The 15,163-nt window shown below is 59.1% G+C and carries 15 protein-coding genes and 2 pseudogenes; 8 read left to right on the forward strand and 9 right to left on the reverse strand.

What is annotated here, in order from left to right; genetic code table 11:
• Entirely contained in the window at nucleotides 1–978 is a 978-nt protein-coding gene (locus ERD78_RS07060; RefSeq protein ID WP_129968580.1) for a TRAP transporter substrate-binding protein, read from the reverse strand.
• Nucleotides 979–1,163: 185 nt separating this feature from the next.
• Between ERD78_RS07060 and ERD78_RS20205 the strand changes: the two are divergent.
• The 5 genes and pseudogenes from ERD78_RS20205 to ERD78_RS07080 form a co-directional block, all read left to right on the forward strand.
• Nucleotides 1,164–1,652 (forward strand): annotated as a pseudogene (locus ERD78_RS20205) (hydantoinase/oxoprolinase N-terminal domain-containing protein); the annotation flags it as partial.
• Between the two features lie 24 nt (nucleotides 1,653–1,676).
• Nucleotides 1,677–4,817, forward strand: a pseudogene (locus tag ERD78_RS07065) (hydantoinase B/oxoprolinase family protein); the annotation flags it as partial.
• Nucleotides 4,810–5,655 (forward strand): peptidoglycan DD-metalloendopeptidase family protein, encoded by an 846-nt coding sequence (locus ERD78_RS07070; protein ID WP_129968582.1) that lies wholly within the window; start codon nucleotides 4,810–4,812, stop codon nucleotides 5,653–5,655. The pseudogene ERD78_RS07065 and the gene ERD78_RS07070, both read left to right, overlap by 8 nt.
• A gap of 34 nt (nucleotides 5,656–5,689) precedes the next feature.
• A complete protein-coding gene (locus ERD78_RS07075; RefSeq protein ID WP_129968583.1) occupies nucleotides 5,690–6,367 on the forward strand; it encodes an AzlC family ABC transporter permease in 678 nt (225 codons plus the stop codon).
• Between the two features lie 13 nt (nucleotides 6,368–6,380).
• Nucleotides 6,381–6,725 carry an AzlD domain-containing protein gene (locus ERD78_RS07080; protein WP_129968584.1) on the forward strand — a complete coding sequence of 115 codons (345 nt, stop codon included), beginning with the start codon at nucleotides 6,381–6,383 and terminating at the stop codon, nucleotides 6,723–6,725.
• 25 nt (nucleotides 6,726–6,750) lie between these two features.
• Here the strand turns inward: ERD78_RS07080 and ERD78_RS07085 are convergent, their stop codons facing one another.
• The 6 genes from ERD78_RS07085 to ERD78_RS07110 form a co-directional block, all read right to left on the reverse strand.
• Entirely contained in the window at nucleotides 6,751–9,021 is a 2,271-nt protein-coding gene (locus ERD78_RS07085; RefSeq protein WP_129968585.1) for a RelA/SpoT family protein, read from the reverse strand.
• A gap of 17 nt (nucleotides 9,022–9,038) precedes the next feature.
• The gene (rpoZ, locus tag ERD78_RS07090; protein WP_129968586.1) at nucleotides 9,039–9,242 is read right to left on the reverse strand and encodes a DNA-directed RNA polymerase subunit omega; all 204 of its coding nucleotides are present in this window, start codon (nucleotides 9,240–9,242) and stop codon (nucleotides 9,039–9,041) included.
• Nucleotides 9,243–9,278: 36 nt separating this feature from the next.
• A complete protein-coding gene (gmk, locus tag ERD78_RS07095) occupies nucleotides 9,279–9,914 on the reverse strand; it encodes a guanylate kinase (protein ID WP_129968587.1) in 636 nt (211 codons plus the stop codon).
• Between the two features lie 99 nt (nucleotides 9,915–10,013).
• A complete protein-coding gene (locus ERD78_RS07100) occupies nucleotides 10,014–10,367 on the reverse strand; it encodes a hypothetical protein (protein ID WP_180029192.1) in 354 nt (117 codons plus the stop codon).
• The gene (gene xth / locus ERD78_RS07105) at nucleotides 10,364–11,155 is read right to left on the reverse strand and encodes an exodeoxyribonuclease III (RefSeq protein WP_129968588.1); all 792 of its coding nucleotides are present in this window, start codon (nucleotides 11,153–11,155) and stop codon (nucleotides 10,364–10,366) included. The genes ERD78_RS07100 and xth overlap by 4 nt, the downstream gene beginning before the upstream one ends.
• 138 nt (nucleotides 11,156–11,293) lie before the next feature.
• Nucleotides 11,294–11,530, reverse strand: a complete 237-nt coding sequence (locus ERD78_RS07110) for a helix-turn-helix transcriptional regulator (protein ID WP_129968589.1) — start codon at nucleotides 11,528–11,530, stop codon at nucleotides 11,294–11,296.
• Nucleotides 11,531–11,604: 74 nt separating this feature from the next.
• On the opposite strand from ERD78_RS07110, the gene ERD78_RS07115 reads away from it, so the two are divergent.
• Genes ERD78_RS07115 through ERD78_RS07125 form a run of 3 tightly spaced genes read left to right on the forward strand, consistent with a single transcriptional unit; the run spans nucleotide 11,605 to nucleotide 12,421 of the window.
• Nucleotides 11,605–11,847, forward strand: coding sequence for a type II toxin-antitoxin system RelE/ParE family toxin (locus tag ERD78_RS07115; protein ID WP_129968590.1), 243 nt, complete (start codon nucleotides 11,605–11,607; stop codon nucleotides 11,845–11,847).
• A gap of 11 nt (nucleotides 11,848–11,858) precedes the next feature.
• Nucleotides 11,859–12,152, forward strand: a complete 294-nt coding sequence (locus ERD78_RS07120) for a HigA family addiction module antitoxin (protein WP_129968591.1) — start codon at nucleotides 11,859–11,861, stop codon at nucleotides 12,150–12,152.
• Between the two features lie 44 nt (nucleotides 12,153–12,196).
• On the forward strand, nucleotides 12,197–12,421 hold the full coding sequence (locus tag ERD78_RS07125) for a hypothetical protein (RefSeq protein WP_129968592.1): 225 nt from the start codon (nucleotides 12,197–12,199) through the stop codon (nucleotides 12,419–12,421).
• Nucleotides 12,422–12,815: 394 nt separating this feature from the next.
• On the opposite strand, the gene ERD78_RS07130 is transcribed toward ERD78_RS07125, so the two are convergent.
• Together ERD78_RS07130 and ERD78_RS07135 are read right to left on the reverse strand one after the other, a co-directional pair.
• Entirely contained in the window at nucleotides 12,816–13,676 is an 861-nt protein-coding gene (locus ERD78_RS07130) for a hypothetical protein (protein ID WP_129968593.1), read from the reverse strand.
• Complete coding sequence (locus ERD78_RS07135; RefSeq protein ID WP_129968594.1) at nucleotides 13,669–14,565, reverse strand: hypothetical protein; 897 nt, start codon at nucleotides 14,563–14,565, stop codon at nucleotides 13,669–13,671. The genes ERD78_RS07130 and ERD78_RS07135 overlap by 8 nt, the downstream gene beginning before the upstream one ends.
• Between the last annotated feature and the right edge of the window lie 598 nt (nucleotides 14,566–15,163).

The following is a 15,163-nucleotide window of genomic DNA, read 5'->3' on the forward strand; positions in this document are numbered from 1 at the left end:
CTACTTGCCGGCGCGGAAGGTTTCGATGATTTGTTTTCCTTCGGGGCCTGCACGCTCCACCCATTCGCTGACCATGGTTTCGCCGACCTTGTCCAGGCCTTTCATGAGCGCATCGGAAGGCTTGATGATTTCCATGCCTTGCTTGCGCAACTGGTCGAGATACCACTGCGTTTTTTCTTCGGACAGCTTCCAGCCCCGTTTTTCCGCCTCGGCGCCTGCCTTCAGCAGCGCGTTGCGGGATGCCTCGTCAAGCTGGTCAAATGCCTTCTTGTTCATGATGACGGCGTTCTTGGGCAGCCAGGCCTGCGTGTCGTAGAATTTTTTCATGTATTCATAGGCCTTGGTGTCCCAGCCGGTGGAGCCCGAGGTCATAAAGGCCTGTACCACGCCTGTGGCCATGGCTTGCGCCAGTTCAGACTGCTGTATGGTGACGGGCTGTGCGCCGACGAGCTCGGCGATGCGGGCTGTAACGGGACTGTAGGCGCGCCATTTGAGGCCTTTCAGGTCGTCGACGGTCTGGATGTCTTTGTTGGCATAGATGCCTTGAGGGGGCCATGCCACGGTATACAGCAGCTTCATGCCTTGCGAGGCGAGCTTTTTATCCAGCGCCTCCTTCTGTGCCTGATACAGCTTCCAGGCGGCATCGTAGCCGGTGGCCAGGAAGGGCAGGCCGTCCAGAGCATAAATGGGGTCTTCATTGGCATAGTTGGTGAGCAGGATTTCACCAATCTGCGCCTGGTTGCTTTGTACGGCGCGCTTGATCTCGGGCGCCTTGAACAGCGAGGCATTGCTGTGCAGCGTAATCTTGAGTTCGCCCTTGGAGTAAGTATCGACATCCTTGACGAATTGCGCCAGGTTCTCCGTATGCAGGTTCGTGGACGGGTAGGCGCTGGGAAGGTCCCATGTGGTGGCAGCCTGAGTATTGAAGCCAAGTGCTGCGGCGCCGGTCGCAGCCAGCAAAGCGAACTTCTTGTTCATTAATGTATCCTCTTGATGGAGCGGCGTCAGCGCGCCGGATAATGAAGCCAGACCCGTCAACGGCATCCGCCACAAGGGTGAATGCCGTCGATACGCAAAGCATGTCGATTGTAATGGTTGGGGTCTGCTTTCTTGACGGTACCGCGCCAAATTAGGGGTTATTCCTAGGCAAGGAGCAAGGTTGTATGAAGTGGCAATTCTGGATAGATCGCGGAGGCACATTCACGGACATTGTGGCGCTCGGACCAGATGGGCGCATACGAACACGCAAGCTGTTGTCCGACAATCCCGGCCAGTACCGGGACGCCGCAGTCGCCGGCATCCGGCAATTGCTGGATGTGCCGCCAGGGCAGGGCATTCCCGTGGAACGTATCGCCTGCGTGAAAATGGGCACGACGGTCGCCACCAATGCGCTGCTCGAGCGCAAGGGCGAGCCGACGCTGCTGGTGGTCACGCGCGGTTTCCGCGATGCCTTGCGCATTGCCTACCAGAACAGGCCGCGGCTATTCGATCGCCATATCGTACTGCCCGAGATGTTGTATGCGCGTGTGCTGGAAATCGATGAGCGGCTGGACGCGCACGGCCGAATCCTGCAGGCGCCGCAACATGCCGCTATCGGCGATGCGCTGTGCGCGGCGCGGGCCAATGGGCTCGATTCGGTGGCCATCGTACTCATGCATGCCTGGCTGAATCCCGAACATGAGCGGCAAGTGGCCGATCTGGCCCGCGATGCCGGCTTCAGCCAGGTGTCGGTATCCCATGAGGTCAGTCCGCTCATCAAGTTCGTATCGCGCGGCGACACCACAGTGGTCGATGCCTATCTGTCGCCCATTCTGCAGCGCTACGTGCGCCAGGTGGCCGCCGAGCTGCCGGGCGTGCCGCTGCTCTTCATGCAGTCCAGCGGCGGCCTGACGCTGGCCGACCAGTTTCGCGGCAAGGACGCGATTCTATCCGGGCCGGCGGGCGGCATCGTGGGCATGGCGCGCAGCAGCGAACGCGCAGGCTTCGACAAAGTCATCGGCTTCGACATGGGCGGCACGTCGACCGATGTGTCGCACTACGCGGGCCAATTCGAGCGTGATTTCGAAACCCGGGTGGCCGGTGTCCGCATGCGGGCGCCCATGATGAGTATTCATACGGTGGCGGCCGGCGGCGGCTCCATACTGCATTTCGATGGAGCGAGACTGCGGGTTGGTCCCGATTCGGCGGGTGCGGATCCAGGCCCTGCCTGCTATCGGCGTGGCGGCCCGTTGGCGGTTACCGACTGCAATGTCATGTTGGGCAAGATACAACCCGATTTCTTCCCCAAGGTATTCGGCCCGCATGCGGACATGCCGCTGGATGCGGACACGGTGCGCGAGCGGTTCGGGGCACTCGCCGGCCAGGTGGCCCGCGAGACGGGCAAGACCATCACCGGCGAGGCTCTTGCCGAAGGCTTTCTTGCCATCGCCGTGGGCAACATGGCGGAAGCCATCAAGCGCATTTCCGTCCAGCAGGGGCACGATGTCACGGCTTATACATTGACCGTGTTCGGTGGCGCGGGCGGGCAGCATGCATGCCTCGTGGCCGATGCCCTGGGCATGTCGCGCATCTTTTCGCATCCTTATGGCGGCGTGCTCTCCGCGTATGGCATGGGCCTGGCGGATCAGATAGAAATCCGGCAGCAAAGCCTGGAAAGGCGCCTGGATGAGACGCTGTTGTCCGCGTTGCGTGAAGCACGCGACAGGCTGGAGGCGGAAGCGCGCGCAGGTCTGGGCTCGCGCTATGGCGATCATGATGCCATTAAGGCCGAGTGCCGTGTTCACCTGAAGTACGAAGGGACGGATACGGCGCTGGATGTGCCTTACTCGGATAGCGAGGATGCCATGCGCGAGGCGTTTGCGCGCGCCTATCGCCAGCGCTATTCCTTCTTGATGCCCGACAGGGCGCTGGTGGTCGAGACGGTTTCGGTGCAGGCCAGCCTGGCTGGTGCCCGCATCGAGGAGCCGGAGGCTGCGGTTCAGCCAGATGCCGTTCGGCCGGCGCCCCGGGCGCGGCGCCAGGTCTACACCAATGGCCGGTGGCGCGATACGCCCATCCATGTCCGCGAGGACCTGGCCATTGGCGCGCAGATCGACGGCCCCGCCGTCATTTGCGAACCGAATCAGACGCTGGTTGTCGAGCCCGAGTGGCGGGCCGCGCTTGCCCCGGCCGGTCACTGGACTCTGCAGCGCATCCGGCCGTTGGCGGCGAGATCCGGCGTGGGGGCCGAAGTTGATCCCATCATGCTGGAGGTATTCAACAATCTGTTTATGTCGATCGCGGACCAGATGGGCGTGCGGCTACAGAATACGGCCTATTCGGTGAACATCAAGGAGCGGCTTGATTTTTCATGCGCCATTTTCGATGTTGAAGGCAACCTCATTGCCAATGCACCCCATATGCCGGTGCATCTGGGCTCGATGAGCGAATCCATCAAAACGGTCATGCGTGAAAATGCCGGACGCATGCAGCGCGGCGATGCGTACGTTGTGAACGACCCTTACCACGGCGGCACGCACCTTCCGGATGTGACTGTCATTACGCCGGTATTTGATCGCGAGGGCAAGCGCATACTGTTTTTCGTGGGCTCACGCGGGCATCATGCCGACATCGGCGGGCTGACACCAGGCTCAATGCCACCCGACTCGCGCAGCGTGGATGAAGAAGGTGTGCTGTTCACCAACTTCCAATTGGTGCGCGGCGGCCTATTCCGCGAACGCGAGGCGCGCGCCATTCTGGCGTCGGGGCGCTGGCCAGCGCGCAATCCCGACCAGAATCTGGCCGATCTGCGGGCGCAGATCGCGGCCAATGAGAAAGGCGCGCGCGAGTTGTTGGCCATGTGCGACCAGTTTGGCCTGGAGGTTGTCGCGGCATACATGCGGCACGTGCAGGACAATGCGGAGGAGTCGGTGCGCAAGGTCATAACACGCCTGCGCGACGGCCACTACGTCTATGATCTGGACAATGGTGCACGCATTCAGGTAGCCATCACGGTGGACCATCAGGCACGCACCGCGGTGGTGGACTTTACCGGCTCCTCGGCTCAGCTCGACAACAATTTCAACGCGCCTTCCGCTATTGCCGTGGCGGCTGTGCTGTATGTATTCCGCACGCTCGTGGACGACGACATTCCGCTCAATGCCGGTTGCCTCAAGCCGCTGGACATTATCGTGCCCGCGAAATCCATGCTGAATCCGTCTCCGCCCGCGGCGGTGGTCGCTGGCAATGTGGAGACTTCGATGTGCATTGTGAATGCCCTGTATGGCGCGCTTGGCGTACTGGCGGCAAGCCAGGGCACCATGAACAACTTCACTTTCGGCAATGATCGCTATCAATATTACGAGACGGTCTCAGGCGGCACGGGCGCCGGCCCGCGGCGCATCGGCGTTTCATTCGACGAGGCCGGCGGATTCGACGGCACGTCAGTGGTACAGGCGCACATGACCAATTCACGGCTAACCGATCCGGAGGTGCTCGAGCTGCGCTTTCCAGTATTGCTCGATTCCTATGAGATCCGGCATGGCTCCGGCGGCGCGGGCCGCTGGCACGGAGGAGATGGCGGTGTGCGCCGCGTGCGTTTTCTGGAACCCATGACGGCTGCCATCCTGTCCAATAATCGCGTTCATGCCCCCTTCGGGCTTGCGGGCGGCGAGCCGGGCGCCTTGGGCCGCAATTATGTTGAGCGCGTCGATGGCCGGCGCGAGATGCTGGGTCCGCAGGACAGTGTCATGCTGCAGGCGGGCGATGTTTTTGTGATCGAAACACCGGGCGGGGGCGGCTACGGCCCAGCGGACGGCGAGGGAGGCGGCCATGTATAGAAGTCTTGTGTTGTGCATGGCGCTGGCGCTGCCCATGCTTACCCATGCGGAAGGCTACATCACGCGGCTGCTCAACCATCCTGTACCGGGCGGCGTGGCCGTGGTTGGCCTGGGCACGAACGCGGGCCCGCCGCCGCGCGTCACCTATGACGGCACGCCAGTCATGGTGCTCAAGGACAGCGACGGTGAGTACATAGCCGTGGTGGGCCTGGATGTGCAAAAGACCCGTCCCGGCCCCGCCCATGTGCAAGTCGGCGGGCCCCAGGGCAAGCGCGCGCTGGGCTTCAATGTGGCGAGCCGCGAATATCCCGCCCAGCATATCCGGTTAAAGAACAAGAAGCAGGTCAATCCCGATCCGGAGCAACTGGCGCGCATCGAGCGCGAGTACAAACAGCAGATTGCCGCCTATTCGCAGTTTCGTGAGGACATCCCCAGCAATATTTCCCTGGATCGGCCGGTGGAGGGCGGCCGGTTGTCCAGCCGCTTCGGTCTGCGGCGATTTTTCAATGGAGAAGAGCGCAACCCGCACTCGGGATTGGACTTCGCCGTGCCGGCCGGCACGCCCGTGAAGGCGCCCGCCGACGGCATCGTCACGCTGGTGGGCGACCTGTTCTTCAATGGCAAGACCGTTTTCCTGGATCATGGCCAGGGTCTGGTGACAATGTACTGCCATCTGTCAGCCATCGATGTCCAGGAAGGGCAGGTTGTCAGCCGTGGACAAGTTATTGCGCGCGTCGGATCCACGGGCCGGGCGACGGGGCCGCATTTACACTGGAACGTCAGCCTGAACAACGCCCGCGTCGATCCCGCCATATTCATCAATGCATATAAACCGTGATTCATCTCCTGTCGCGCCGGTCGGGCGGCTATTCATGACGCGGGCGTTTCTTCGGGGCTTACGCGACAGCCTTTCGATCGCGATCGGCTATGTGCCCGTTGCCATTTCGTTCGGTCTGGCCGCTATCTATGCGGGCATGACGCCTGGCATGGCGGTCATGACATCCATGTTGGTGTTTGCGGGCGCCAGTCAGTTCATTCTTGCGAGCCTGCTGGCGGGCGGCGGCGCGGCGGCGAGCGTGATTGGCGTCGTATTGCTGATGAACCTGCGCCATCTGTTCTATGGGCCTGCGGTGCTCACTCACCTGGGCAACGGGCAGCGACGATTGCCCCTGCCGTTGCTGGCGGCGGGACTGACCGATGAAGTATTTGCCACCGCCATCGCCCGCATGGGGCGTCAGCCCGCGGCGCAGCGCGAGTTTTGGTACGCAGGCCTGCAGCTTGGCGCGTATCTCGCCTGGGTGCTGGGCACGGCCATGGGCGCCTGGTTTGGCGGGGATTGGCTGCAGGCGTCGCCGCTGCTGGCGCAAACACTGGCGTTTGTGCTGCCGGCATTGTTTCTTGCCCTGCTGCTTGAAATGCGCCATCTTGTGCCCTCCAGGGTGCTGGTTGCCGCTGCCTTGGCTAGCGCCCTGGGGCTGTGCATCATGCCATCCCATGCGGCCATGATGGCGGGCATGGCCGCGGGCGCGCTCATGGCGCTGCGTAAGTAGGCGAAGGCACCCCATGGATATGACGACAGTGGGATGGGTGATTGCACTAAGCGGGTTGGGCACGCTTCTGGTGCGGCTGCTGCCCATGATCTGGCATGACAGAAGCCAGGGCGCGGTAAAGGGCACCGGCACGCTGCGGCGTGCATTGGATGCGATTGGTCCTTCGGCCATCGTGGCGCTGCTGGTGGTATCGGTATGGAGCCTGGTGGATGCGCAGGCATTTGCCGGTAGCGTGCTGCCTGTCCTGGCGGGTATGGCGGGGGTGGTGCTAGGCCGGCTGCTGCTGGGCGGCATTGCCTGGGCCACGCTGGCAGGCGTTCTAGCGTATGGGTTGGCGATCTGGCTGTCGGGCGGTTGAAGCGGCCGTCGTTGGAAAACCCCGGCTAGCCTTTGACACGCACGATTTTTTGGACCTGAGGTACGTGACGAATGGCGCGGATGACCTGCGCAAGATGCTTGCGGCTATCTACTTGTACGGTAAGGTGCAGTAGGCCGGTGGCGCCCGCGTCATCCTGCATGGTCAGATGCATGATGTTGGAATCGGCTTCCGTGATCTCGGCAGCCAGCCGGCCCAGTACACCGCGTTCGTTGATGACGGTAACGTCGAGACGCGTGGACAGGTGCCTTGCCGTTTCGGTGTCCCAGACTACCGGTATCCAGCGCTCCGGTTCGCGCGCCCGCTGGCGCTGAGCGGTGGCGCACTCGGCCATGTGCACGACCAGGCCGTAGCCCAGCCGGATGCCGCCGATGATGGCATCGCCTGGCAAGGGGCCGCAGCAGGGGGCGAGTTGTACGGCCTGGCCCTCGTTCCCATGGATGACGATGGGCGCGCCTGACGCGGCCGTAAGTTCGTCGACCGCGGCGGCGGTTGTTGCGAGCAGGGGATTTTCGGGCGCAAAGCGGCGTGCCACCACAGCGGCAAGCCGTTTTCCGAGGCCGATGTCAGCCAGGATTTCGTCGCGTGAGGCGGCGCCCGAGCCCTTGGCGAGTTTTTCCCACTCGGGATCGTCGGGCGCGGGGTGCGGCAGCTTCAGTTGATCGAAGGCCTGGTTGAGCAGGCGCTGGCCGAACGCCACGGACTCTTCATACTTCACCGTGCGCAGATAGTGCCGGATTTCCGAGCGTGCCCGGCCGGTGCGTACGTAGTTGAGCCACTGCGCGCTGGGACGCGAGGCTGGCGAGGTGACAATCTCGACGGAGTCGCCACTCTTGAGTTCGGTGCGCAGCGGAACGAACTCGCCGTTGATCTTGGATGCGACAGCCTGGTTGCCGATATCGGTGTGAATGGCATAGGCAAAATCCACGGGCGTGGCACCTCGAGGCAGGGAAAGAATCTTGCCCTGAGGGGTGAATACGTAGACCGCATCCGGGAAAAGGTCGACCTTGACGTGCTCGAGAAATTCGCCGGAATCACCCGTCTGGCTCTGGATGTCGAGAAGCGACTGCAGCCATTGGTGGGTGCGCTTCTGCAGGTCGTTCAGCGTGACATCGTCTTCTTTGTACAGCCAGTGCGAGGCGACGCCTTCCTCGGCAATGTGATCCATGTCTCGGGTGCGAAACTGGAACTCCACTGGCGTGCCGTATGGGCCCACGACGGTCGTGTGCAGGGACTGGTAGCCATTGAGCTTGGGGATGGCAATGTAGTCCTTGAACTTGCCGGGCACCGGCCTGTAGAGCTGGTGCAATGTGCCCAGGGCGAGGTAGCACTCGGGCAGGGTATGCACGATGACGCGAAAGCCATAGATGTCGAGCACGTCGGAGAACGATTTCTTTTGCTCGGTCATCTTGGTGTAGATGCTGTACAACGATTTTTCGCGTCCGGTGATTTCGGCCTCGATGCCAGCAGCTGGCAGCGCCACGCGCACGGCATCCGAAATTTTTCCTAGCACCTCGCGGCGATTGCCGCGAGCGGCCATCATGGCCTTGCTCAGCACATCGTAGCGGTTGGGGTGGATTGCCTTGAAGCAGAGATCCTGCAACTCGCGAAACAGCGTGTTAAGCCCTAACCGATGGGCGATGGGAGTGTAGATGTCCAGGGTTTCACGCGCAATGCGCCGCCGCTTCTCGGGGCCGACCGCGCCCAGCGTGCGCATGTTGTGCAGCCGGTCTGCGAGCTTGATAAGAATGACGCGCACGTCGCGCGCCATGGCCAGCAGCATTTTGCGGAAGCTTTCGGCCTGCTGCTCGGCCTTGGTGGCGAAGTCCAGTCTGTCGAGCTTGGACACGCCATCGACGATTTCTGCGACGTCCGTGCCGAACTTCTCGGCCAGTTCCTGTTTGGAGACGTCCTGGTCTTCTATGACGTCGTGCAGCAGGGCGGCCATGAGCGAGTCAGCGTCCAGCTTCCAGCCCGCACAGATTTCGGTGACGGCGATGGGATGCGATATATAGGGCTCGCCGCTTGCGCGGAACTGCCCGAGATGCGCCTGATCTGAAAACCGGTAGGCTTCTTTGACGCGTTCGACGTCTTTGGGGTCCAGGTAGCCGGAAATGATTTCCGAGAGCGGCGCCAATGACGCGATGGTATTGGGGGCTGATTCCTGAGGCGCCCGATTGCGTGGCGCTTTCACTGTTTTGCGCCGGCGAAGGCGCGGGCCTTTTTTGAGGGCCGCGAGCAGGCCCGACGAGGCACCACGCAGAGCAGAAAACGCCATGGCCCGCCCCCGTGGAATCAGGTGGGAACTTTACGCAGCATTTCCAGGCCGGTAACGCCCGCGGCGACTTCGCGCAGGGCCGTGACAGTGGGCTTGTCCTTGGTGTCGAGGCGGGGTTCGTGGCCTTGGGCCAGCTCGCGCGCCCGGTATGCTGCGACCAGGGTGAGGTTGAAGCGGTTGGAGATGTGCTCCAGGCAGTCTTCGACGGTGATGCGGGCCATGTTTAACCTTGAGAGATACGATAAAAACAAAAGGTGTCAGGCAACAGTCTTGCTGATGCCCAATTGGGAAAAAAGTTCTGCATTGCGTTCGGCCTGGGGGATATAGCGCAGCCGGGTTGCGGCAACGATCTGCCCGAGCTGCTCAAGCGCCGTGCTAAATTCTTGATTAATAATAACATATTGGCACTCCGAGGCATGCGACATTTCACTGCCTGCGGCCAGTAGTCTGCGTGCTATGACATTGGGTGCGTCCTGGCCACGCTTGGTGAGTCGCGCCTCCAGCGCCTCGATGGAGGGCGGCAGGATGAAAATGCCGATGGCCTGGGGAAAATGCGTGCGCACCTGGCGGGCACCCTGCCAGTCGATTTCCAGCATGACGTCCCGCCCCTGCGCGAGCGCTTCATCGATGCGGTCTCGCGGCGTACCGTAGAAATTGCCATGGACTTCGGCCCACTCCAGCAATGCGTTGTTGTCGCGCAATTGGGCAAACTGCTCTTGGCTGACAAAGCGGTAATGCTTGTCGGCTTCCTCGCCGGGCCGCGGCGTGCGGGTGGTGCAGGAAATTGACAGCGTAATGGACGGGTCGCGCGCAAGCAGTGCATTGACCAGACTGGACTTGCCTGCGCCGCTGGGCGCCACCACCATGAAAATGTTGCCGGAATAGGAGGGCATCTCTGAAGTTATTATCCGCAAAGACCGCTATTTTACAACTGTGACCAATTCTCGCATGGCGGTACCCACGCGGCTTGTCGCCCGTGGTCCTCGCACATCTCACGCATCGCCATTGGTGTCGCCAAGTGGCTGGCTGCCGGGGGCGTTCAGCACGCATAACATGGCTTCGCAGGCCGCGTCGTTGCCGCACAGGAAAACCGCCGTATCGCCCTGGTTCATGTTGAATGCAATATCCTCGAGCTGGCTGGCCGCCTCGGCGGGGTAGCTGACGGCGGTGACGTGCACATCGCCATCCTGGGCAAACTGCGATTCAGGAACAAAATCGGCGACGCGCTCGATGTCCGGCGGGCTCACTACCACGTAGGCGCGGAAAACCAGCGTCTCGATCGTGACGTCGAGCACCTTGCCATGGTCCAGCTCGGCTACCAGCCGGCTTATGGCCGAGGCCGTCATGAGGCGCTCCCGAAGTCGAGCGTGGCAACCACAGGCGCATGGTCGGACGGCTGTTCGTTGCCGCGGGGCGCCTTGTCTATTACGCAGGCGCTGCACAACGGCTGCAGTGCCGGGGACAAAAGCACATGGTCGATGCGCAGGCCCGCATTGCGGCGGAAGGCAAAGCGCCGATAGTCCCACCAACTGAACGACTTCTCCTCCTGGGGAAACTGACGAAAGGCGTCCGAGAGTCCCAGATCAAGCAGACGCTGAAAGGCATCACGCTCGGGTTGCGAAACGAGGACCTCGCCCTCCCATTTGGCCGGATCATGCACATCCCGGTCTTCGGGCGCCACGTTGTAGTCGCCCAGCACGGCAAGCCGCGGGAAGCGTGCAAGTTCGTCGCTCAGCCAGTCGCGCAATGCGGCATACCAGGACAGCTTGTAGGCGTATTTCTCGCTACCGACAGCCTGCCCGTTCGGACAATAGGCGCTGACGATGCGCACGTCGCCCGCGGGGCATTTGAGCGTGGCGGCGATGATGCGGCGCTGGTGATCGTCCAAGGCCGGTATATTACGCTGGATGTCAAGGCAGTCCTGCCGCGCCACGATGGCGACGCCGTTGTAGGTTTTCTGGCCAGCCCACTGCGCCTGATAGCCTGCATCGACAAAAGCCTGCAAAGGGAATTTGTCATCGTCGAGCTTGAGTTCCTGCAGGCATAGCGCGTCGACGGGATTGTCGCGCAGCCAGTCGAGCACTTGAGGCAATCGCACCTTCAGTGAGTTTACGTTCCAGGTGGCTATCTTCATGTAAATTTAAAAAGTGTTTATTTTCAGCAGGTTGGATGGGTTGTTGTGGGCGTAATTTACGTCTAGCTACCCACTTAGCTACCCAGAAATGTCGTGCTGGGTAGCTTGCTGATGCGTTGTTAAACCGCAACCATCATATCAGCCACTTGCAAGGTTGCGCTCAAGCAGCGCCTGGATACTGGCAGCAGTAATTCCACTTGATCGACGCCCGATCTTAACCAAATCCAGCTCATGAGCTTTCACAAGCCGATAGATAGTCGCACGTGATACGCCCAATTTTGCTGCTGCGACATTTACTCTATATATATAAGCGCCAGTATTGGGTGAGGGTGAATAACAATGCTTCCAGCTGTCTGTCGTCTCACTTTTAGCCATGCCGCGCTCTCCAGGTTTTATCCTGCTGATAACTATGTTTTCGCGAGCTGGCTCCCGACAAAGACACTGAAGCGATGTATGGTGGACAGCGCGTTGCGCGATACGCCAACATCGAGACGGTGGCTATGCGCAAGCTGGCCATGTTGAATCGGGCGGCGCGGCTAGATGATTTACGCGTTCCGCCCAACAACAGACTTGAAATGCTGAAGGGCGATAGGAAAGGGCAGTGGAGCATCCGCATTGATGATCAATGGCGCATATGCTTTGTATGGACAGGCCATGACGCGGAGCAAGTCGAAATTGTGGATTATCACTAGGAGATAAGGATATGCGTACCGTACCGTATCCCACGCCAGGAGAGATCCTGCTGGAAGAGTTCCTAAAGCCAATGGGTATCACGCAGTACCGTCTCGCCAAGGAGATCGGTGTACCGCAGCGGCGTATTGGCGAGATCGTCGCGGGCAAGCGTGCTGTGACGGCTGACACGGGATTGCGCCTATCTCGCTATTTCGGCATGTCTGACGAGTTCTGGACGGGATTGCAATTGAGCTACGACCAAGCCAAGGCGAAGGATGCGCTGGCCGATGTGGTGGAGAAGATTCGACCTTTGGAACATGCGTAGATTTTGAGGAGGAGGGCTATCATGTCCCCTCACAGGAGGGCGACATGGCAGATCTACATCCTATGATCCAGCTATTCGAGGACCGGGCAAAAGTGCTGGATGCCAGCGCACAAAAAGCGGATCTGGACGAAGGCATCGTCCTTCTCGCTGGATGGCTTGAGGGCGCCAAAGAATGGCTGTCGGAAGACGACATCGCCATACTATCTGAGGTAGGGGCGATAATGTATCAGGAAGGGTTGTTGGCGCGCAGGATGCGCGGTAAATCCTAACATTAGGAATGAAGGTAGCCTGTAAATCAGGGATACTGCCCATGGATACGAACAGTATCGGCTGTTAGGATTAAGTCACAAGTACGGCTGGCAACAGCCAACTGCCCTTGAACCATTCGGCTCGAGGGCATTTTTTTGTGCACGGAGAACCTTGGCGAAAGGTCGCTGATTGGCCAATCCGGCCAAAGGAGAGCGGGCTGAAGTCGAGTTGAAGCGTTATATCGCGACACTAACCAGGTGCCTGTCGCGTGGAGATTACGTTCCCCATATGTCATCGTGGCGGCGTACCGTTTCTTATTCTGTTGATCGCAGCGGCGAGTATGGAGCCGGGTTGGTGGGGTGCCTGGCGCACTTGGCTACACGGTAAACTGGTGCGCGTAATTTTTATTTTTCGTTAGCGCAGAGACTCAAGTGCTCGAACTCCTTCTGAGGTTGTGCGAGCCTCAATCAAGCGTGCGCCAACTAATGACGCGCAGTTTCTGTAATGTTCTTGTGTTTCCTGCGCTAGATTATTAGCTTCATTATCTGCAGGATGGTCTAAGACCCCAGCGTTGACCAATAAAATTGGCTCAGCATTTCCTTCAAATTCACGTTTCACAGCTTGTAGTCCGAACAGTTTGCTTTCTGCCTCACGACGTAACAAGGTCGCTTGTTGCCGGATATGGGGAAGGCTTGCCATTTGAACTAGCCATCTTTCGTGTGAGTAATCCAAGGTGATTACTAACTTTGCCTCTCTTGTGTAAAGCTGTCGCCTAAACCTATCTTTTAAGTCACGGTCGCCATCCGCGAACCTCTTTCGCACTCTTTGCAAAAAGATGGCGGTAGCCTGGTTTTGACGGCGTAGTGATATTGAAGTTGGTTGATACAAAGCATCTGCGGCGCCTAGCGATGAAATTGACCGTACCGCACCATCCAGCATCTGCTCTACTGTTCGGCCTCTAGCTAACCGAGTCTCACCAAGATTAAATCCGCTAAACGGCATTTCAAGCGTCTCAAGATTAGCACCACTTGCCAGCATATGCGCGAGCAGATCTGCTGTTTCATTCATAATGCCAAAAATATGCTTTGCGGATCGACCAAACATCACTTTGAGCCTATCCAGCGACAGGACAACCCTAGCAGTTGGCTCAATTATGGAGTCAGCGTTGATCGGTTGCACAACTACAATAGAAATAAAACGCTCGCCGACAAAGGGCATTGGCTCCCAGTACACAGGAGCATAACGAGCTTTGATGATTGCAGTTTGCTCAGGCATCCGGTTCGCTCCACAGCAACGATAGGTTTTGCTTCGTGTTGATCCGCTGCTCCACTAGGAGTTCAATAGCTGGCAATCGAAAACCAATGGATCGTAATACGTCAGTGGCAAGTACGAGTACGCTGTTTACTCTAACGTCGGAATTTTGCCATTTCTCGACGCTGGAGACCAGCAAATCGAAGCCTTTTGCGCTGCGAGACATGGTTTTTGAACGTTGTCCTACTTGGGCCATGTCACATCGTCTCCGTTCCATCTCAGAAGCGATCTGATTGCGTGGCGCTTGGTGAGCAACAATAGCAACACGGCTTTCCGTTTCCGTTATGCGCGCATACAGGTCGGCGAGGGATGCCAAAGCTTTGTCGTGATCGTACAACCACCACCGCTCACCATCGTAGGTGAGATTCTCATGATGGCGATCTGGGTTGGCCACCAATTCGTCCCAGGCCGCTCCGGAAGGTGCCACTTCATTTGCGCACACTTTCGCCCAAATCCTTTCAATCACCTTTGGGTTCAATGTGGATGTGGGACGTATTGGATGCTCAAAGATCAGTTGGCTTCCGTAATAAATAAGTTGACCATCGGCAGTCCTAAGTGAGCCTTGTAATACGCCTGGCGGAATTTGGGTGAGAAGCTCGGGGTCACACAGAACAATACTCGGGGCTGGAACAGGCAATCCAAGGTACCTTCCTGCTATGGCGCAGGCGAGCTCTGTCGCCAGCGCTAACGGGGTTAGTAGTGCTTTTATAATCAGTGCTGCGCCGGCCTCGTTCGTCCCATACGGGCATGCGAGGCCCCGCCAAACAGTGTTGATGTGATCTCCAACGACAATAGTTGGCTCTGACATCAGCTCGAAAATGGGCGCGTTTTGATCGACCAAAATCTCAGCCATTCAACCTACCTCCATCACAAAACCACATCAAACTAAATAACCCCATAGAGGATGGAGCCCCTCGCCGCTTCCCATCCTTCCATCTCTTCTTCTGCCAGGCATCCCATATCCATAGCGCTGCGCGCACAACGAGCAGCAGCAAGCCAATCAGGAGGATCAGATGGGTCAAATTATCTTCGTGCATGTGCAACGACTAAATAACCCGCAGCTCTCACTTCCGCTCATAACTCTTCTTCCCGCCGTCCTAGTAGCAGTGCGCTCCATGCAACAATCCCGGCAGGTTGCGCCCACATCAGTGGCAATGCACCTCCCCCTTTTTCTTATCCATGTGGCAGCACTTGCCCGGTGGCGAGCTTTTGCGGCATCCGCCTCCATGGGCACAGGCGTACAAAGGGTAGGTCGCGACGCTAAAGAGCAGCGATGCGATCAGTAGACGAACGGTTTTCATGCTTTGTCTCTTTCTTTTGTGCCAGCGGTATGCGACCTTACACAACCACATCAAACTAAATTCCCACCCCCAACCCTATCGCTGGTGGGGCTTATTAGCCTCTTCCAGAACAGCAATGATCACCAGCGCCACGATTCCACATCGTAGTTC

The organism is Allopusillimonas soli, from assembly GCF_004153445.1.
GTDB classification, from domain to species: Bacteria; Pseudomonadota; Gammaproteobacteria; order Burkholderiales; family Burkholderiaceae_B; genus Allopusillimonas; species Allopusillimonas soli.